Origin of the sequence: Idiomarina sp. HB (genome assembly GCF_048059115.1) — a bacterium.
Classification (GTDB): domain Bacteria; phylum Pseudomonadota; class Gammaproteobacteria; order Enterobacterales; family Alteromonadaceae; genus Idiomarina; species Idiomarina abyssalis.
The window spans coordinates 446575-464839 of the sequence record NZ_JAYLVU010000001.1; the positions used below are offsets into that span (position 1 = coordinate 446575).

The 18265-nt window shown below is 44.1% G+C and carries 16 protein-coding genes and 1 tRNA gene; 8 read left to right on the forward strand and 9 right to left on the reverse strand.

The annotated features are described in order from the left end of the window. The first annotated feature begins 155 nt into the window (after window positions 1–155). Together VBY75_RS02280 and VBY75_RS02285 are read left to right on the forward strand one after the other, a co-directional pair. Complete coding sequence (locus tag VBY75_RS02280) at window positions 156–1427, forward strand: AAA family ATPase (protein ID WP_416510830.1); 1272 nt, start codon at window positions 156–158, stop codon at window positions 1425–1427. Between the two features lie 3 nt (window positions 1428–1430). Next, a complete protein-coding gene (locus VBY75_RS02285) occupies window positions 1431–2069 on the forward strand; it encodes an RloB family protein (protein ID WP_416510832.1) in 639 nt (212 codons plus the stop codon). 633 nt (window positions 2070–2702) lie between these two features. Here VBY75_RS02285 and VBY75_RS02290 read toward each other — a convergent pair. From VBY75_RS02290 to VBY75_RS02300, 3 genes are all read right to left on the reverse strand, one after another. After that, window positions 2703–4160: a hypothetical protein gene (locus tag VBY75_RS02290; protein WP_416510833.1), complete on the reverse strand. Its 1458-nt coding sequence runs from the start codon at window positions 4158–4160 to the stop codon at window positions 2703–2705. 409 nt (window positions 4161–4569) lie between these two features. After that, a tRNA-Pro gene (locus VBY75_RS02295) sits at window positions 4570–4646 on the reverse strand. An 86-nt stretch (window positions 4647–4732) separates the two neighbouring features. Further along, entirely contained in the window at window positions 4733–6367 is a 1635-nt protein-coding gene (locus VBY75_RS02300; RefSeq protein WP_416510834.1) for a DUF3413 domain-containing protein, read from the reverse strand. A 67-nt stretch (window positions 6368–6434) separates the two neighbouring features. Here VBY75_RS02300 and yejK point away from each other — a divergent pair, with 67 nt between their 5' ends. After that, on the forward strand, window positions 6435–7478 hold the full coding sequence (gene yejK, locus VBY75_RS02305; protein ID WP_416510836.1) for a nucleoid-associated protein YejK: 1044 nt from the start codon (window positions 6435–6437) through the stop codon (window positions 7476–7478). A 74-nt stretch (window positions 7479–7552) separates the two neighbouring features. On the opposite strand, the gene cspD is transcribed toward yejK, so the two are convergent. After that, window positions 7553–7768, reverse strand: a complete 216-nt coding sequence (gene cspD, locus VBY75_RS02310; RefSeq protein ID WP_054487879.1) for a cold shock domain-containing protein CspD — start codon at window positions 7766–7768, stop codon at window positions 7553–7555. A 213-nt stretch (window positions 7769–7981) separates the two neighbouring features. On the opposite strand from cspD, the gene clpS reads away from it, so the two are divergent. Then, window positions 7982–8290 carry an ATP-dependent Clp protease adapter ClpS gene (gene clpS / locus VBY75_RS02315; RefSeq protein WP_011233927.1) on the forward strand — a complete coding sequence of 103 codons (309 nt, stop codon included), beginning with the start codon at window positions 7982–7984 and terminating at the stop codon, window positions 8288–8290. Between the two features lie 27 nt (window positions 8291–8317). Beyond that, a complete protein-coding gene (gene clpA, locus VBY75_RS02320; RefSeq protein WP_416510839.1) occupies window positions 8318–10585 on the forward strand; it encodes an ATP-dependent Clp protease ATP-binding subunit ClpA in 2268 nt (755 codons plus the stop codon). A 71-nt stretch (window positions 10586–10656) separates the two neighbouring features. Here clpA and infA read toward each other — a convergent pair whose 3' ends face one another. From infA to ald, 5 genes are all read right to left on the reverse strand, one after another. Further along, a complete protein-coding gene (infA, locus tag VBY75_RS02325; RefSeq protein WP_054487875.1) occupies window positions 10657–10875 on the reverse strand; it encodes a translation initiation factor IF-1 in 219 nt (72 codons plus the stop codon). A 27-nt stretch (window positions 10876–10902) separates the two neighbouring features. Beyond that, window positions 10903–11613, reverse strand: a complete 711-nt coding sequence (locus VBY75_RS02330; protein WP_278358707.1) for an arginyltransferase — start codon at window positions 11611–11613, stop codon at window positions 10903–10905. Continuing rightward, entirely contained in the window at window positions 11613–12323 is a 711-nt protein-coding gene (aat, locus tag VBY75_RS02335; protein WP_222235386.1) for a leucyl/phenylalanyl-tRNA--protein transferase, read from the reverse strand. The genes VBY75_RS02330 and aat overlap by 1 nt, the downstream gene beginning before the upstream one ends. A gap of 9 nt (window positions 12324–12332) precedes the next feature. Next, complete coding sequence (gene trxB / locus VBY75_RS02340) at window positions 12333–13292, reverse strand: thioredoxin-disulfide reductase (protein WP_224797382.1); 960 nt, start codon at window positions 13290–13292, stop codon at window positions 12333–12335. Window positions 13293–13437: 145 nt separating this feature from the next. Beyond that, window positions 13438–14565 carry an alanine dehydrogenase gene (ald, locus tag VBY75_RS02345; protein WP_054487867.1) on the reverse strand — a complete coding sequence of 376 codons (1128 nt, stop codon included), beginning with the start codon at window positions 14563–14565 and terminating at the stop codon, window positions 13438–13440. A 138-nt stretch (window positions 14566–14703) separates the two neighbouring features. Here ald and lrp point away from each other — a divergent pair, with 138 nt between their 5' ends. From lrp to lolA, 3 genes are all read left to right on the forward strand, one after another. Next, entirely contained in the window at window positions 14704–15198 is a 495-nt protein-coding gene (gene lrp / locus VBY75_RS02350; RefSeq protein ID WP_222237000.1) for a leucine-responsive transcriptional regulator Lrp, read from the forward strand. A gap of 82 nt (window positions 15199–15280) precedes the next feature. Continuing rightward, the gene (locus VBY75_RS02355; protein ID WP_416510843.1) at window positions 15281–17656 is read left to right on the forward strand and encodes a DNA translocase FtsK 4TM domain-containing protein; all 2376 of its coding nucleotides are present in this window, start codon (window positions 15281–15283) and stop codon (window positions 17654–17656) included. A gap of 4 nt (window positions 17657–17660) precedes the next feature. Continuing rightward, window positions 17661–18263 (forward strand): outer membrane lipoprotein chaperone LolA, encoded by a 603-nt coding sequence (gene lolA / locus VBY75_RS02360; protein ID WP_416510845.1) that lies wholly within the window; start codon window positions 17661–17663, stop codon window positions 18261–18263. The last annotated feature ends 2 nt before the right edge of the window (window positions 18264–18265 follow it).

Sequence of the window (18265 nt, forward strand, 5' to 3'; positions counted from 1 at the left end):
CTATAACAGATATCTGCTTTAGTCAAAAGAGTAGGATTTTAGGTGATATCCCCTCCGCAAAAGGGTTGGCAATAAACACATAAATCGGCTAACCTATGTGCTGAAACTAATTTTCTCGTCGAAAATTGACGAATACGCCCAAGAGGGACGATAAATTGATCATCGACTTTACTGTTGAAAATTTTAGATCTATTAAAGACGAGCAACTTTTCAGTATGTATGCTGAGAGAAAACCGAAACATCATGCTGGAAATATTGAATTTATAGATCCTGATATCGGTATTCTTAAGACAGCTGCGATTTATGGAGCAAATGCTTCAGGGAAAACCAATCTACTATTGGCTGTAGACGCTTTGCGAGAAATGGTAGTAGAAAGTGGAAGCTTGAAAGATGGAGACGCAATAAAAGGTTATGAGCCTTACCTCTTGTCCAGTTCTTCTAGAGAAAGTGACACTAAGTTCGAAATTGAGTTTATAGTAAAGAAAACTCGTTACAGCTACAGTATTCATTATAATAGAGAGCGAATCTCTTTTGAAAAACTAGATGTGTACAGAAGTTCTAGACCATCAAATCTATTCACTAGAGATGAGTTCTCAGATCCAAAGACGATAAAGTTTGGAGATTCGTTTAGAGGGGGGAGGAAAGCTCACGCTTTTTTCCGAAACAACTCTTACTTGTCCAAAGCTGGTAATAACCCTGAGTCTCCGGATTTCATTCGGGATATTTATAATTACTTTTATCGTTCTGTGAACGTACTTGAAAATGGTGCAAGATTTGGTGTTAGGGATTGGGAAAAGAGCTCATATATAAGGAACGTTGTCGACGCTTTTTTATCAAAAGCTGACTTCGGGATCGAGAAATTTGAAATAAATGAGATCGACTTGCCAGAGGGACTAGAAAAATTTCCTGATAGCATGCCGAAACCTATAAGAGAAGAGGTACTCGATAGATTTGGCAAAGAGCGGCTCTTTTATCACAAGGGAGAAAGTGGGGAGTTAATCGAGTTTGATTACAAACTCGAGTCGCACGGAACTCGGAGTCTTTTGGATTTAATACCGTATATTTCGATGGTCTTAAAGCATGGGGAGGTTCTCATGATAGATGAGATTGAATCGAGTTTGCATCCTCACATTGCAGAACTAGTTATTAGATTGTTTAATGATCAAAGTGTTAACAGAAATGGTGCCCAGCTAATCTTTACGACTCATGATATTTCTCTGATGTCTCAGCGGTTGCTTCGTAAGGACCAGGTTTATCTGTGTTCCAAAACTGCTAAAACGGGAACCGAGTATAGTTCTTTGGATCAATTTGATAGTTCCTTGAGAGATAGTAGTCCATTTTCAAAATGGTACAACGAGGGACGTTTTGGTGGGATTCCCGAAATTAATTACAAAGATATTGCGAATACTTTGAAGAATATGGAGTAAGGGATGCCGAAACGCCGAAAGAATAAGGAAAAAAGGGTAAAGCCAGTATTCAGAATATTCTGTGAGGGAGAAAAGACTGAACCTCTTTATTTTAAAGGCTTGAAAGAAGATAAATATCCTGAACATCGAAGTATAATCGTCATTGAAGATACTGACAAAAACACTCCTGTACAGTTGGTGGAACAAGCGATAAAAAGTAAAAAGGCAGGTGTGAAAGGAGACGAGGTGTGGGTTGTTTATGACCGAGAGTCTCCGGCAAAGTACGAAGATGAGCTTCACCATCGAGCTAGACAAAAAGCTGAAGCTCACGGGATAAATATAGGCTTTTCGAATGTGTGTTTCGAATACTGGATATTACTTCATTTCCAAAAAACGACAACCCCTTACAGCAATTGTGCTGACCTTGAAAAGCATAGTGGGATCAAAGAGTATTATCAGAGTATTGGGCTAGATTACGACAAAGTTCAGCCCGAACTCTACGATAAGATTAAAGATAAAGTGGCAGTAGCTATTGATAATGCTAAGAGAATAAATCAACAATCTATGGATTGCGCTGAACACGGAAAAACAGCGCCTTACCAACTTAATCCTTATGTCGATGTTTACGAATTGCTCGATGCTTTAGAGAACTACGTTAAATAAGTATTCCTACCGCGTATTTGAATACGTCAACTATTGTTAATGCAGTAATTTGCGCTCGATCTTATTGCGTAAAGGCAAGGCCACTGGCTCACTTTAAAAATTGGACATTTCCGTTTTTTCAAACTCTTTTGCTTGTCGCGAAGTCTATGGTTAATACCGAGCACAGCACATGTGCTGTTTTTTAACCTCTATATTCAGCGAAAATCACCTGGATAGTAGTGCTGCAAAGTGACATGTCCAGTTTTTGAAGTAACGAAATCTGAAGGTCTTTTATATTGTTTAGATCTGAAAATTAATTTTTGCACAGACTATATTGTGTTTTCCCTCGCTCATCCCTTTTTTTTGGTCTAAAAGGCCGAGTCTGTGGGCGCTTTAGACCGATGCCTGTCCTCTAAGCTTTCTTTATTCCGACCGTGTCCATTCAGTTGAAAGAAACCCGCCATCAAAAAAAAGTCGCTTTTTTGTGTTTGTTGTCCGCCCTTTATAGCTAAAAGTATTTCAAACAAAATTTAAAATTAAGAAGTACTTTTCACTTAAGACGCATAATCGGATAAGTAGCTAAAATAGGACTTATCAATAACTCCATAGTCGATAGCGATGATGAGTCTGTCAGAGCAATAGTCGTTAAATTTTCTACTTTGTGGACTTACCTGTACCTTTTATACTCTCTATGGTTTCTTGAGCCGGTGAACCGTCGCTGCGCGCACTATCAAGGGTTTCTGACGAGTTACGCGAAATAGCTTTGATTGCGGCCGTTAATAGCTGCTTCATCATTGCGTCATCGCTATCATTAAGGTTATTTATTTGCATCTTAAAGCTTTGGTAAGACTTAGCGATAGCCTCTTTATGGGCATATTCCTGTTGTAGCCGGTGTGCTTCATTTCTTCGTTTAGACGAAAACATGGCTATCCAAATTAGTGGTATATAAATAGGTAAACGGTTGATAAAGTTACTAGACAGTTCAGAAAAGCTCTTTGCATCAACCGTGAACAGAGCAACTGTAGCTATGAGCGCTATTGAGCCGAAAAATACCCATGTATATATTTTGATAGGGCCAGAGAACTGGTTTTTTAACTCTCTGTAAGCGGACGCCAATCCAGCAGTCGTAGCGCCAGGAATAAGGCTATTTATTTCAGAGTTCAGCTCTTCATACCTTTTCTTTTGAACCGCCTCAAAATCAGTTAGTTCTTTTTTCCTCAGTTCGAGCTCACTTTTTAACCCGCCTTGCCTGTTGCCGGCTTCATCAACAGAACCAAAAACCTCAGAATAATAGTCGTGAAACTGAGAGAGCTTCTTCTTAGTGTCAGATAGAAGCTCTTTTATTTCCGTACTATCGTCAGCAGCAGCCTGTTTTGCTTCTTTAATTTCATAAGCAATAGACGGCTCGTCGTCATCCCCCTCAAGTAACTGAGCTTTAAAGCCATTAATTTTTCGGCTTGACTCCTCAAGTTGAATGACCAGTTCATCAACCTGCTTTTCTACACTATCCGCTTCATCAGTATCAACCAGAAGACGTGTTCGAAGAGACTCTATCTCATACTCGATATCTCTAGAGTTATTTAGAGCGTTTTGCCCTTCATCTAGTAGTTCATTGAGCTTCTTGACTGTTTCCGTAGCATCACTGTCTCTTAACGCTTTAATATCCTCTAATAATCTATTCGCAGTATCATGAAAGCTTGATAAATGCTGTTTAATGGTTTTTGAATATTCCGTATAAGATCTCTTCGCAGACTTTGCTTGGTTGGACGCCGTTACCTGATAAGGGCGAATATAGGTTAAAAGGTTATCAACGTGAGTATTTGCATTCCTAATATGACCGACATTTCTATCCGATTGATAATTTCTCAACCTTTGAAGGCAGTGTTGAGCTTGCCCATCAAAGTTAGCCCAAGTTTGTTCTGGAGTAAGTTCTGGATCAATAGACTGTAGCAATTCATTGACAAAAGTAACTGCTTTCTTAAATCTAGAGAGCTCTTGAACTTCCGTAGTTACAGAGGAGTCGTCAATTATAAGTGCATCTGATGCTTCTAGTATTTCCGACCACTTTGCCTGAAATGGGTGATTTTCGAAGTTTTCAATCCATCTACTCATTTCTATTCCCTTAAACCTATTAAAGCAAAACTTCGGCAAGCTAAGTAGCTTGTATAGGAAACTCGCAATACATTAGCTTTAAAAACCTTGTTAAACACCAATTTAGCTTAGTTTCGAATCTAAGGCTAGTGAGATAAAAAGGAAAAGACAGATGCCTTATAAAAGGGGGGAAGGTTTAGGTACTGTATTCTTAAATATCACTCTGAGAAACTAGACCTGACGGGCTTCTTTTAGAATTGAAAGTTGGTTCGGGTATCAGGTATTCGTATGATTAATTTTAATGTTTAGGCTTAAAACAGGACGCTACACTGGTGCTACATTTGGTGAAAAGGAACATCCCAACTGAAACATAAGATGTTGAGTGAGGTGTTCTAACGTACTGTTTTTGTTTGAAATCCTATGGAAGAATTGGTCGGCGTGAGAGGATTTGAACCTCCGACCCCTGACACCCCATGACAGTGCGCTACCAGGCTGCGCTACACGCCGACCGAGGAGTGCTATGTTACTGTATTGGTCTGAATTAGCAAGCACGAACGCGGTTTAGGGCAGTCAACTGCTGCTATTTTCATCAATTAATTGGTTTCTTCCGTTTTGCTAAAGCGCTTCAAGTCTTTAAGTGCGTCAATCAGCACAGGAACCGGTGGCTCGGCTTGTTTCTTCAATTCAAATTTGTCGCTGCTGTATACGCTAAACTGACCGCTGTTATCCAGAATCGTAATCTCTTTTTCATCGTAGATAACAATGTAAGGGCTGTAGGTTTCAACTAAAGGCCAGCGGCGTTTAAGTGTTTGCAAGCTTTCGCCATTTGTATAATTTTTATGAGAGCCTGCGCAGGAAATTCGGTTTTCCAGCATGGTTGGTACAATGTCCATTAGCCCGGCAATCGGTTGATTAGCCAGCTGGTAGTCACGCTGCCAAAGTGGTACTTGCATATTCTCAAGTGCAAACTGCTTATTCCCTAACAACTCTTCACTTTGTGCGGGTGATAAGGATGTTATCAGCAACTGATGACCTGCCGTTTGCTGAAGTACCTTGTCTAGTGCTGAAATATCGCTTTCGGTCATTAGAACAACATTCAGTTGATTTTGACTACGGGCCGAAAACTCTGTGAGATTTTGGCTGTGCCAATCACTGTTGAACTGGCTCAGGCTAAGCGAATCTTCCCAGTTCTGACTATGATACCAGCGAATATCAAAGTTAAAGTCATTCAGCGGCTTCAGATACGCCGGAGTGAGTTGCTGACGCTCAATAGATTCCTGATAAAAGTCGGGCAGACCATACAGAACCTGAAACAGACCACCTTCGCGGTTAGGGTGTGCCAGCAATTGCAGCTTGGGCTTCTCCAGCCGGTGTTTAGCTGCCAGAGTCTCTAATACCTGCTGTATGTCGGAACTTGCCCGGTCAAAGAGTACAAGAGTGGTTGACTGCTGTGTGTCGGTTTTTGAACACAGTAGGGGCTGCTGAGGATATTTTAGTTTGATCTGATCAGTCGCCATGAGCATTTGCTGTCTGGCCTGATAACTTTCAACGTCTATTACCCCGTGTTTCGCCATTAAGGTTTTTGCCGTTGTCGGGTAGGACAAGGGGAACATGTCGTCTTGTTGCGTAATGGGGTCGTAAAGCACCGCATCAGCCCACACATGAACGCTGTGACTAACAAAAAAGCATAGAACAAAAACCGCTGTGACCGGAGCACCAATTTTACGGTTTTGCAGATCATCGAGACGCTTCCAGGCTAAATTAGCGAGCAGAAGCTGAATACCGACAATAAGCAGGAAGCCAAGTAAAATGGCAGAAATGATAACGAAACTGGCTCCGGTGAACACGGCCTCGGCGTCCCGGGTCATTTGCGCCAGAGAATAGGTATTTAAATGATAACCGTATTGACGGAAAAATAATGCATCGGCGATAAGTGCTATCAGGCCGAACGAGGTTATTAATGCGGCAAAACCTCTAAGTATCTTTGAGTATGGCACAACCAGACAGAATGGAAATATCAGAATGATAAAGAAAACGAAGGGTAAAAATGCAAAGTGGCCAACCCAGCTAACCAACATATAGAGGTTGCCAATAGCACTAGATGGCTTGGGAGCCGCTTCAATATATAAAAGGCCAATAAATAAGCAAAGAATGATATTGGCAAAGGTAAACCAATGTCCCCAGCTTATTAGTCGGGCAATTTTATCTCTACGTTGGTACTTTCCCATCGTTCGTCAGTCCCGTGTTACAATGTCGGTATAGTAACACAGCAAAACAGCAAGGATAGTCCCCGTTATGCAATTGCGGATAGAAGAAAGCATTATTCACCAGTTTTACCAAAATGACGGACAGGTCGGCTTGCGACTGGCTCCCTCAGCGTTAACGGAAGATGACCAGTTACATGACTTATTAGTTGAGTTAACGGATGTCTATACCAGCAAACCCGCAAAAGGTTATGCCAGCTTTATAAAAGAAGGCGAAGAGGGCGAGCCGGGGCCTTTCCCCGAGCAGCTAACCTCTTGGTATGACGGACAACTGGACTTTGTTGAATTCAGTCAGCAGTCTGCCAAGTTACTTTTAGAAGAGCTGCAAAACTATAACTTATTGGAAGCGGGTTTCCTGTTGGTTACTCGTTACCAGCACATTAGTATTGAATATTTATTGGTGTGTTTCTTACCGGTAAAGGAAGGGGTCACAATTAACCCTGACTTAGCTGTTGACCGCTCGTCTCAACTTGATATTACAAAGGTACAGTTAGCGGCACGAATTGATTTAACTGAATGGAAAACGGCGCCTGAAAGCGAAAGGTACATTTCTTTTATTAAAGGTCGTGCCGGACGTAAGGTTTCCGATTTCTTTTTAGATTTTTTAGGCTGTACCGAGCGCTTAAATTCAAAAGCTCATACACAACAACTGGTTGATTCCGTGCAAGAGTATGCCAAGCAGTCTGAGCTGGAAAATGAGCAACGGCAAGCATTAAGCAAAGCCGCTTATGAATACTGTGACGACCAATGGAAGCAAGGCGATACGGTAAAAATTAAAGATCTCTCAGAGCAGTTTGCAGAGGCTTATCCTGCAGAGAAAAGCTTTGAAAGTTTCTCTAAAGATTTTGCAGAACAGAATTCACGCGAATTAGTTGATGATTTTCCGGCGGATAAGTCGACATTGCGTAAGCTGGTGAAGTTTCAAGGACAGGGGGGCGGTGTTAGTGTCGGCTTTGATCACACAGCCTTAGGTGAGAGAGTGCATTACGATGCAGCCACTGATACGTTGACAATAAACGGGACGCCACCGAATTTACGTGATCAATTACGGCGTTATTTTGGTATAGATAGTTAGAAGATGTTTTAGTGAATTAAAACGCCGGACAAGCCGGCGTTTTAAAGGCACTTAATTGTTTGGTTAAGCCGGTATTATTTATCGGCAGGACCGGGAACAATGTTGTTGGCGTGCAAACCTTTGGGACCTTCCTCGAGTTCGAACTCTACGGGTTGTCCCGCTTTCAGTGTGCGATAGCCTTCCATCTCAATGGTTGAATAGTGAGCGAAAATATCACCTTCGCGGTCCTCGCTTTCGATAAAGCCGAAGCCTTTCGAATTATTGAACCATTTGACTTTTCCGGTAGCCATACTTCTACATCCTTCTTCTGTAACAGATAGTTTATTATTATTAGGTGCGGTGGCTTGAAAAATCGCCGATTTAGCACCATGTTTAACTCTAGGTGACGTGAGTGATTAGTCAAGCCCTAAAGTTTAAAAAATAACCTACGTTGTTAATATTTTGGTTGTTTTTTTATCATTTCGGGTAAATTTAAAACTATTATTATGGCAGGTTGTTAATAAATGAGTCAGTTTGACCACCAGCACCTTAGCGATACAGAGGAAAAGCAGGAGCTCAAGCCACCATCCATGTACAAAGTCATCATTAATAACGATGACTACACGCCCATGGATTTTGTGATTGAAGTGTTGATGAGATTTTTTAAGATGGATCAGGAGCGCGCCACGGACACCATGTTACAGGTGCATTATAAAGGGAAGGCCGTTTGCGGTGTATATTCTGCGGAAATCGCCGAAACTAAAGTCGTACAGGTAAACCAATACGCTCGGGAAAATCAGCATCCGTTATTGTGTACTATGGAGCAGGAATGAGCCGAGTTGTCTGGGAAGGAGTGGTCTATGTTGAATAAAGCCCTTGAATTAACGCTAAACGATGCGTTTCGGCTAGCGCGCGAACGTAATCATGAACTGATGACAGTTGAGCACTTATTGGTTGCATTGCTGGATAACCCAGATGCATCTGAAGCGCTTCGTGCCTGTGGGGCAAACTTTCAACAATTGAAAGAAGAACTGCTGAGTTACATTGACCGTAGTACACCATTGTTCGGTCCTGACGAGGAAAGTCCTGATACACAGCCGACATTAGGCTTCCAACGTGTGCTGCAGCGCGCTGTGTTTCATGTGCAGTCTTCTGGCAACGCTGAGGTTACCGGAGCGAACGTTCTTGTCGCTATTTTTAGTGAGCAAGAATCCCAAGCTGTTTATTTATTGAATAAGAACGACATTACCCGGCTGGATATTGTTAACTTCATTTCACACGGAATATCTCGTATTGATGACGAGCCGATAGATGAAGAAATGGTCGAAGAAGAGGCAATGAAAGGTAATGACGAGCAGCAGAGTTATTTACAACGCTTCTGCTCTAACCTTAATGTGCAGGCTAAAGAAGGCAAAATAGACCCACTGATAGGCCGCGATTACGAGCTTGAGCGTTGCGCTCAAATTCTCTGCCGTCGGCGCAAAAACAACCCGCTTTTAGTGGGTGAAGCCGGTGTGGGTAAAACAGCCATAGCCGAGGGCCTGGCTTACCGAATTATTAAGGGCGAAGTGCCTGAAATTCTCTCCGATGCAACCATCTATTCACTGGATATGGGTGACCTGCTGGCGGGAACAAAATACCGGGGGGATTTTGAGAAGCGTTTTAAAATGCTTTTGAAAGAGCTTCAGGAAAAAGAGCATGCCATTTTATTTATCGATGAAATTCATACCATTATTGGGGCCGGTGCGGCCAGCGGTGGCGTATTGGATGCGTCTAACCTGATAAAACCTCTGCTTTCCAGTGGTCAGTTAAAATGTATTGGCTCGACGACATATAACGAGTTTAAGAACGTTTTTGAAAAAGACAGAGCATTAGTTCGCCGCTTCCAGAAAGTAGATGTGGTTGAACCTTCAGTGGAAGACACCACAAAAATATTAATGGGTCTAAAAGAGAGATACGAAAGCCATCATGGCATTCGCTACACGCAGCCAGCTATTAAAGCAGCGGCAGAACTCTCTGCTAAATATATTAATGAACGGCATTTACCGGATAAAGCCATCGATGTCATGGATGAAGCCGGTGCTTCACAGCGTTTACTGCCGCCATCGAAACGTCGTAAAACGGTCGGTGTATCGGATATTGAAACCATTATTGCGAAAATAGCCCGTATTCCTGAGCAGTCGATCTCCCAGTCCGATCAAGACTTGTTGAAACAGCTTGATCGCAATCTGAAAATGGTTGTCTTTGGTCAGGATGAAGCGATTGATAAGCTGACAGCGGCTATTCGCTTGTCACGCTCAGGCCTTGCTAACGAAAACCAGCCAATAGGTTCTTTCATTTTTGCCGGGCCAACGGGTGTTGGTAAAACGGAAGTTACTCAGCAACTGGCTAAAGCTATGGGCATTGAGCTGGTACGTTTTGATATGTCGGAATACATGGAACGCCACGCAGTGAGTCGCTTAATCGGTGCACCTCCCGGCTATGTCGGCTATGAGCAGGGTGGTTTGTTAACCGATGCGGTTATCAAGCAGCCACACTGTGTGTTGTTGCTGGATGAGCTTGAAAAAGCTCACAGCGATGTATTCAACATACTGCTGCAGGTAATGGATAACGGTACTTTAACGGATAATAATGGCCGTAAGGCTGATTTCCGCAACGTCATTATTGTTATGACAACAAACGCAGGTGTTCGTGAAACTGTTCGTAAATCCATTGGCTTTAAGCAGCAGGATCACAGTTTTGATGCGCTTGCTGAAATTAACAACATTTTCACGCCGGAATTTCGTAACCGCCTGGACGGTATTGTTTGGTTTAACCACCTGACGCGGGAAGTGCTTGAACAAGTCGTTGATAAGTTTATTTGCGAGTTGCAGGCTCAGTTGGATAAGAAAGGCGTTTCTCTTGAGGTTGATCCTTCAGCTCATGCCTGGATAGCAGAGAAGGGCTATGACAAGGAAATGGGTGCCCGTCCAATGAGCCGGGTTATCCAGGAACACCTGAAAAAGACGTTAGCCAATGAAATTCTGTTCGGTAAGCTTGCCCGTGGCGGAAGCGTGAAGGTCAGCGCGAACGACAAAGACGGATTAACCTTTGACTACGACAGTAAGAACGAAACTGTCGAAGGCTAATTTAGGACGTCAGTCAGAAATGAAAAAACCGGCCCGTTAACCAGGCCGGTTTTTTTAATCCTCAGTGCGGATTAACGTGCGCGGAAGACGATGCGGCCTTTAGTCAGGTCGTACGGAGTTAACTGTACAGTCACGGTATCGCCTGTCAGGATGCGGATATAGTGCTTGCGCATTTTTCCTGAAATATGGGCAGTAACCACATGACCATTTTCCAACTCTACTCGGAACATAGTGTTAGGAAGGGTTTCAAGAACCGTTCCTTGCATCTCAATACTGTCTTCTTTCGCCATTAAAATCCTCTAATATTTGTTTGAAGCCTAAAGTGTGTGCGATTTTAGCTCTTTTTTCCAATGATTGCCAACCAGTCGTTCATATGGCGCAAATCGAGTCTTATAATTCATCTTCTTGCAGTCATCAATTTGGTACCCAAGATACAGTCTCGATACCTGTCTTTGCTGCGCTAAGCGGAGCATTTCCAGTACGGCGTATGTTCCCGGTGAGCGTTTGTCGTGATCAGGATTAAAGAAGGTATAAACTGCTGACATGGCGTCCGCGGTTCTGTCGACAACCGAAACAATAATGAGCTCTTCCTGGTCATTACGCCATTCTAATAATTCCGGTGTTAACCAGTCACAGGAAACCCAGTTCCAAAACTTATCAGGGTCAGGCGGGTACATCTCGCCGTCAGAGTGACGTTCATTAATAAAGCGCGAGAATAGCTCATCATAGTCAGCCTCCGGTGCTTGTTTAATGCTAAGAGTTAAATCGCTGTTTTTGTTTAACAGTCGCTTTTGATTCTTACTAAAGCGAAACTCGGGCACAACTACCCGGAGAGACTGGCAGGCGCTGCATAAACGACAATGAGGGCGGTAAACGTCGTTGTGACTTCTTCGAAAGCCGTGTTGCATTAATTGCTGATAAAGATCGGCGTTAAGTGGTTCCAGCTCATTGGGGAGGGCGACAACGAGACGTTCGTCTTCTGCCGTTAAGTAGTGACACTGACTTTCTTTCGTCACTCCAAACTGCACTATAACTCTCCGAAATTAGAAAGCTCGCGAGTTTGCCAGAAAGTTTCCGGCATGGACTGTTGTTGAGCTATATTCAATTTCATTAAAAAGCGTTCCCGATGCAGATTAACCGCACCCAATGAAAATAGATGAGGGTTACCGACCTGGCAATCGATAAGTTGTCCGCCACAGTTATTAAAATGCTGGGCAAAGCGCACTAATGCAATTTTAGAGGCATCAGTTTTATAATGAAACATGCTTTCTCCACAAAATGCACGACCAACAGAAATACCATATAAACCGCCGGCGAGTTCGTTATCGAACCAAACCTCGACCGAGTGTGCATGACCTAACTGGTGAAGTTTGCAATAAGCCTCAATCATTTCTTCGGTTATCCAGGTACCTTCGTTCTCTGAACGCTGATCGGCACAGGCACGAACAACATCAACAAAACAACGGTTAATACTGATTTGCCAGTTTGGTTTCCGGTTTGCCTTGGCAAGAGAGCGGCTGACGTGAATTTTGTCCGGAAAAAAGACGGCTCTGGGGTTGGGAGACCACCAAAGAATAGGGTCGTTATCAGAAAACCAGGGAAATATACCTTGTTGGTAAGCATGTATTAGCCGACCCGGCGATAAATCACCACCGACAGCGAGTAGCCCATTGGGTTCGTGCAAAGCTGTCGCTGTTGGTGGGAAACTGATCGATGCCGGATCGAGCTGGACAATCACTGTAGACGACTAAGACTTAGTCAGTGCGTCAAGGTAACGCTCGGCATCCAATGCAGCCATACAGCCTGTGCCTGCAGAAGTAATAGCCTGACGGTAGATATGATCCATGACATCACCTGCAGCGAAAACACCCGGTACACTGGTTGCCGTTGCATTGCCCTGAAGACCGCTCTGCACCTGAATGTAACCGTCCTGCATTTCCAGTTCGCCGTCAAAAATACCGGTATTTGGCTGGTGTCCAATAGCAATGAAGCAACCAGCGACTTCCAGCTCTTCTGTACTGCCGTCTTTGGTGTCTTTAATACGAACACCGGTAACGCCTGCATCATCACCCAGAACTTCATCTAAGGTTTTGTTGAGGTGGAAGGTAACGTTCCCGTTTTGCTCTTTTTCATGCAGCCGGTCAACCAGGATTTTCTCCGCACGGAAAGTGTCGCGGCGATGAATAACGTGTACTTCGCTGGCAATGTTCGACAGGTATAGCGCTTCCTCAACGGCTGTATTACCACCGCCGACAACGCAGACCTTTTGCTTTTTGTAGAAAAAGCCGTCACACGTTGCGCAAGCTGAAACGCCTTTACCCATGAAGGCTTCTTCTGAGTCTAAGCCTAAGTACTTAGCTGAAGCGCCTGTGCTGATAATAACTGAGTCCGCGGTATACTCGCCAACGTCACCTTTTAACTGGAAAGGGCGCTTAGAAAAATCGACGCTGCTGATATGATCAAACACAATTTCTGTATCAAAACGTTCCGCATGCTGTTGCATACGCACCATAAGATCAGGACCGGTCAGACCTTCTGCGTCCCCGGGCCAGTTCTCTACATCGGTCGTGGTGGTTAACTGCCCACCTTGTTGCATACCTGTGACCATAACAGGGTTTAAATTAGCGCGTGCAGCATAGACTGCAGCTGTATAGCCAGCAGGTCCTGATCCCAGAATAAGTAACTTACAGTGTTTGGCTTCAGCCATTAGAAAAACTCCATTAATGCGTTTTTGATTGTTTATTATTTAGCTATGGGGATTGATTGTAGGGTTTACAAGCTTGACCGACAAGAACCGCAACAAAAAAGCCCGCAAACTTTTGTTCACGGGCTTGTTTCTATTAGAGTCAGTATTAACCCTGCAGAGCTTCGCGTGGGTCCTGGTAGTCCAGACCTAGCTGCTGACCCAGATCGTCGTGAATAGCTTTGTAGGTAATTTTACCCTTGTGCATATTCAGGCCGCGTAACAGGTGCTCGTTTTCCAACATGGCTTTAACGCCTTTGTTCGCAAGTGCAATGCCGTAAGGCAAAGTTGCATTGTTAAGAGCGATAGTAGAGGTACGTGCAACGCCACCTGGCATATTAGCGACGCAGTAGTGAACAACGTCATCAATGATGTAAACAGGGTCCTGGTGCGTTGTCGCTTTTGATGTTTCAAAACAACCGCCCTGGTCAATAGCTACGTCAACCAGTACTGAACCGGGTTTCATCTTACTGATGTTTTCACGCGTAAGCAGTTTAGGTGCTGCAGCGCCGGGAATAAGAACCGCGCCAACGACTAAATCGGCTTCCTGAGAATATTTATCGATGGCATCAACGGTAGAGTAAACCGTTTGTACACGGCCAGCGAAAATATCATCCAGTTCACGTAAGCGAGGCAGAGAGCGATCTAGAATAGTGACTTCAGCACCCAGGCCAATAGCCATTTTTGCAGCATTAGTTCCAACAACACCACCACCGATGATCAGTACTTTGCCCGGCGCTACGCCAGGAACGCCACCTAATAAGGTACCACTGCCACCGTGTGCTTTTTCTAAGTAGTGTGCACCTGCCTGAATTGACATACGACCGGCAACTTCACTCATCGGTGCTAAAAGAGGCAAACCGTTGCGGTTATCTGTGACCGTTTCGTAAGCAATAGCAGTACAACCTGCTTTACCCAGTAACTCCGTTTGAGTTGGGTCTGGGGCTAAATGCAGGAAAGTATAAAGAATTTGGCCTTCACGAAGCATTTTGCATTCGTTTGGCTGAGGTTCTTTTACTTTTACAATCATGTCGGCACGCTGGAAAATCTCTTCTGGTGTATCAATAATAGTCGCGCCGGCTTCCATGTATTGTTCGTTCGTGAAGCCAATAGCAGCACCACCGTTGTTTTCAACGATAACGTCGTGGCCATTCTCCACATACTCGCGCACAGCAGCAGGTGTTAAGCCGATGCGGTATTCGTGGTTTTTAATTTCTTTTGGTACACCAATTAGCATTGTCTGCCTCTTAAAATTTTCGTGTTTAAGGGAAATTATTTGGCGCAAATTATAGACGTAAACCCTAGTGTATTACTTACTTTTTTTAAGTTATTTTTTGGTGTGATACACTATTTAAAGTTAATTATTTAGAGAATTATGATGTTTAATGCCGAGCAGCCCGTAGAAGTCACTATTGATAAAACTGACAGGAAGATCCTTCGTCTATTGCAAGACGATGGACGCATGTCAAACGTGGAGCTGGCAAGGCGTGTAGGCCTTAGCCAGACAGCCTGCCTGGAGCGTGTTCGCAAGCTGGAGCGCGAACAGGTTATAGAAAGTTACCATGCTAAAATTAATCCTGCTAAATTAGGTGCTAACCTGATGGTTTTCGTTGAAATAACGTTGACGCGAACTTCCGCAGACGCTTTTGCGGAGTTTAGTGAGGCAGCACGAAAAACGGATGAAATTCTAGAGTGCCATTTAGTGGCGGGTGATTTCGATTTTCTGATAAAGGCACGAGTTCCCGATATGCGTGCATATCGTAAATTACTGGGTGAAACTTTGTTAATGATGCCCGGGGTTGATGAGTCACGAACTTATGTGGTCATGGAAGAGGTAAAACAGGAAAATAAAGTATTAGTAAAGGGGTAACATTAGGGCTGACATCCGCTACAATCATGCGAATACTAATGAATACCAATAATAATATTAACGAAGGCGCTGCAATAAGATAATGACAGGTGTACAAAGAGTTTTAGAAGCAGGGTTGCTAATAAGTGGTGCGCTAGCCATTTTCATTTTTTTGTCATTGGTGAGCTTTAACCCGGCTGATCCCAGTTGGTCACAAACAGGTTATGAAGGAAGCATACATAATGCGGGTGGAGCCGTAGGCGCGTGGGTGGCCGATGTCCTTCTATTTGCTTTTGGCTTTGTGGCCTATCTTATTCCTTTTGGCTTTGTCGGTGTAGGCTACTTATTATTCCGAAAAACCTACCAACTGCTGGAAATGGATTACCTGGCAGTTAGTTTACGTATGATTGGCGCAATGCTCGCGCTGATTGGCGCTTCTGCGCTGTCTTCCATTAACTTCGATGATATTTATTACTTTTCAGCCGGTGGCGTCATTGGCGACGTTATCGCCGCTTCATTACTGCCGTATTTGAATTTTGTGGGTACCACCTTACTGCTACTGACTTTCTTTTTTACCGGAGTAACCTTAGTTACCGGAATAAGCTGGTTACAGGTTGCAGACAAATTAGGTGAGTGGGTTATCGACGGTGTTTTATGGCTGATAGAAAAGGCAAAAGTTCTATGGAATAGCCGAGGTAGCACAGAAGCATCAGATAGTGAAAATGACGAAACCTACAATGAAAAGCGAGAGCAAGCGCTGGAAGAAAAAAGCGCTTCGAGCTTAACCAGCGACTTATTTGGCGCGGATAAACAAGAGCCGGTATTGAGCCTGCCGTCGATAAACTCTGTCGATGATGAGCATGATGAGAGTGGTGCACCACGGTTCAGCAAACAAGCTGCGAAGAAAAAAACAAACAGTAGCGAACCGGCAACACCAAAAACAAAAGAGCCGGAAAGCGATGATGCAGACGAAGGCGAATTACTTCCTCCTTTACCGTCGATAGAGCTTCTGGACCGGCCAAACAAAAAAGACAACCCCATTACCCAGGAAGAACTTGATCAAGTTTCACGTACGGTTGAAACCGTATTAAAAGAGTTTGGCGTTGATGTTCGTGTAGCCCACGTTCAGCCGGGACCTGTTATCACCCGGTTTGAGCTGGACTTAGCGCCGGGGGTTAAGGTTTCGAAAATATCGAATTTAGCAAAAGATATTGCTCGTACGTTGTCCGCTGTTGCAGTGCGGGTAGTTGAGGTTATACCCGGTAAGTCTTATGTGGGGCTGGAGCTTCCGAATAAGCATCGCGAAATCGTACAGCTGAGTGAGGTGATCAACAGCGACCAATTCACGAACAGCGACTCGCCACTGACAATGATTTTAGGTAAAGACATTGCGGGTAAACCTGTGGTTGTGGACTTAGCTAAAATGCCGCACCTCCTGGTCGCAGGTACGACAGGTTCAGGTAAGTCCGTTGGTGTCAACGTGATGATTCTGAGCTTGCTTTATAAGAGCACACCGGAAGATGTCCGACTCATTATGATTGACCCGAAAATGCTCGAGTTGTCTGTCTACGAGGGTATTCCACACTTGCTGACAGAAGTTGTGACCGACATGAAAGATGCGGCAAACTCTTTACGCTGGTGTGTCGGCGAAATGGAGCGTCGTTATAAGTTAATGTCAGCATTAGGTGTGCGTAACTTAAAAGGCTATAACGCCAAAGTTAAAGCGGCAGAAAAAGCCGGCGAACCGCTGCGGGATCCTATCTGGAAACCGGGTGACTCTATGGATGAGTTGCCACCGGTGTTAGAGAAGTTGCCAAACATAGTTGTTGTCATTGATGAATTCGCCGACATGATGATGATTGTTGGCAAAAAAGTAGAAGAGCTTATTGCTCGCATAGCTCAAAAGGCCCGAGCCGCTGGTATCCATCTTATTTTGGCAACACAGCGCCCGTCAGTGGATGTTATTACTGGTTTGATAAAAGCTAACATCCCAACCCGTATTGCGTTTCAGGTGTCCTCCAAAGTGGACTCTCGTACTATCCTTGACCAACCGGGGGCAGATCAGCTTTTAGGTCAGGGTGACATGCTCTATTTACCGCCGGGAAGTGGTTCTCCGGTGCGTGTTCACGGAGCCTTTGTTGATGATCACGAAGTGCATGCCGTGGTTAAAGACTGGAAGAAACGCGGTCGACCAAATTATTTGGAAGAAATACTGTCCGGCGACCAGGGTGAAGAGGGTTTACTGCCGGGTGAGCAACAAGAAATGGATGACGCAGAGTCCGATCCGCTTTATGACGAAGCTGTTGCTTTCGTGACCGAAACTCAACGAGTATCTGTGTCCAGTGTACAGCGGAAATTCCGTATTGGTTATAATCGCGCTGCACGTATTGTCGAACAAATGGAAATGTCCGGTGTCGTAACCAGTGCCGGTAACAATGGCCAGCGCGAAGTGTTGGCCCCAAGAACTCCAAGGGATTAAATTCATGAAAGCAGTTGTATTTACCATGATTATGGCCGTTTCTTTTAGTGCATTTGCTTCAGAGCCTGAGTCATATAAGCATGAGTTACAGAAACTCCTGAAACAAACGCAAAGCCTATCTGCCGACTTTCAGCAAAGGGTGAGAGACGAGCAGGGCAGTGTATTGCAAAACCTTAGTGGCACATTAAAGCTAAAGCGTCCGGCAAGCCTTTACTGGCATACTAAAGAGCCGGATGAGAGTGTAATGATCGCTAATGGTACTAAGGTTTGGTACTACAACCCATTTGTCGAGCAAGTCACTGTCTATGCACAGCAGGACATGGTGGATGACAGTCCGTTATTGTTGGTGCTGGACAGCAATGGCAAGCAATGGGAAAACTATAGCGTGAGTTCAGAAGCAGGACGTTATTTCGTTGAGCATGAAACCAATGGTCGGAAGCTTGAGCTTCTTTTCTCCGATGAAAAGTTAAAAGAGATAACGATGGTTCAGGCACAAGGTGAACGCACCGAGTTGATGTTAAGTGACGTTGTTTTAAACGAAAGTATTGATGATGAGCAATTCGTTTTTGACGTGCCTGACGGCGTTGATGTTGACGACCAAAGTTAACT

What these genes read in the sequence shown, in the direction of transcription:
- VBY75_RS02290 (WP_416510833.1), bottom strand. Translation starts at nt 4,160, where the DNA reads ATGAGTAGATGGATTGAAAACTTCGAAAATCACCCATTTCAGGCAAAG.
- clpA (WP_416510839.1), top strand. Translation starts at nt 8,318, where the DNA reads ATGTTGAATAAAGCCCTTGAATTAACGCTAAACGATGCGTTTCGGCTA.
- cspD (WP_054487879.1), bottom strand. Translation starts at nt 7,768, where the DNA reads ATGGCTACCGGAAAAGTCAAATGGTTCAATAATTCGAAAGGCTTCGGC.
- infA (WP_054487875.1), bottom strand. Translation starts at nt 10,875, where the DNA reads ATGGCGAAAGAAGACAGTATTGAGATGCAAGGAACGGTTCTTGAAACC.
- trxB (WP_224797382.1), bottom strand. Translation starts at nt 13,292, where the DNA reads ATGGCTGAAGCCAAACACTGTAAGTTACTTATTCTGGGATCAGGACCT.
- VBY75_RS02285 (WP_416510832.1), top strand. Translation starts at nt 1,431, where the DNA reads ATGCCGAAACGCCGAAAGAATAAGGAAAAAAGGGTAAAGCCAGTATTC.
- lolA (WP_416510845.1), top strand. Translation starts at nt 17,661, where the DNA reads ATGAAAGCAGTTGTATTTACCATGATTATGGCCGTTTCTTTTAGTGCA.
- VBY75_RS02300 (WP_416510834.1), bottom strand. Translation starts at nt 6,367, where the DNA reads ATGGGAAAGTACCAACGTAGAGATAAAATTGCCCGACTAATAAGCTGG.
- lrp (WP_222237000.1), top strand. Translation starts at nt 14,704, where the DNA reads ATGATGTTTAATGCCGAGCAGCCCGTAGAAGTCACTATTGATAAAACT.
- VBY75_RS02355 (WP_416510843.1), top strand. Translation starts at nt 15,281, where the DNA reads ATGACAGGTGTACAAAGAGTTTTAGAAGCAGGGTTGCTAATAAGTGGT.
- yejK (WP_416510836.1), top strand. Translation starts at nt 6,435, where the DNA reads ATGCAATTGCGGATAGAAGAAAGCATTATTCACCAGTTTTACCAAAAT.
- ald (WP_054487867.1), bottom strand. Translation starts at nt 14,565, where the DNA reads ATGCTAATTGGTGTACCAAAAGAAATTAAAAACCACGAATACCGCATC.
- clpS (WP_011233927.1), top strand. Translation starts at nt 7,982, where the DNA reads ATGAGTCAGTTTGACCACCAGCACCTTAGCGATACAGAGGAAAAGCAG.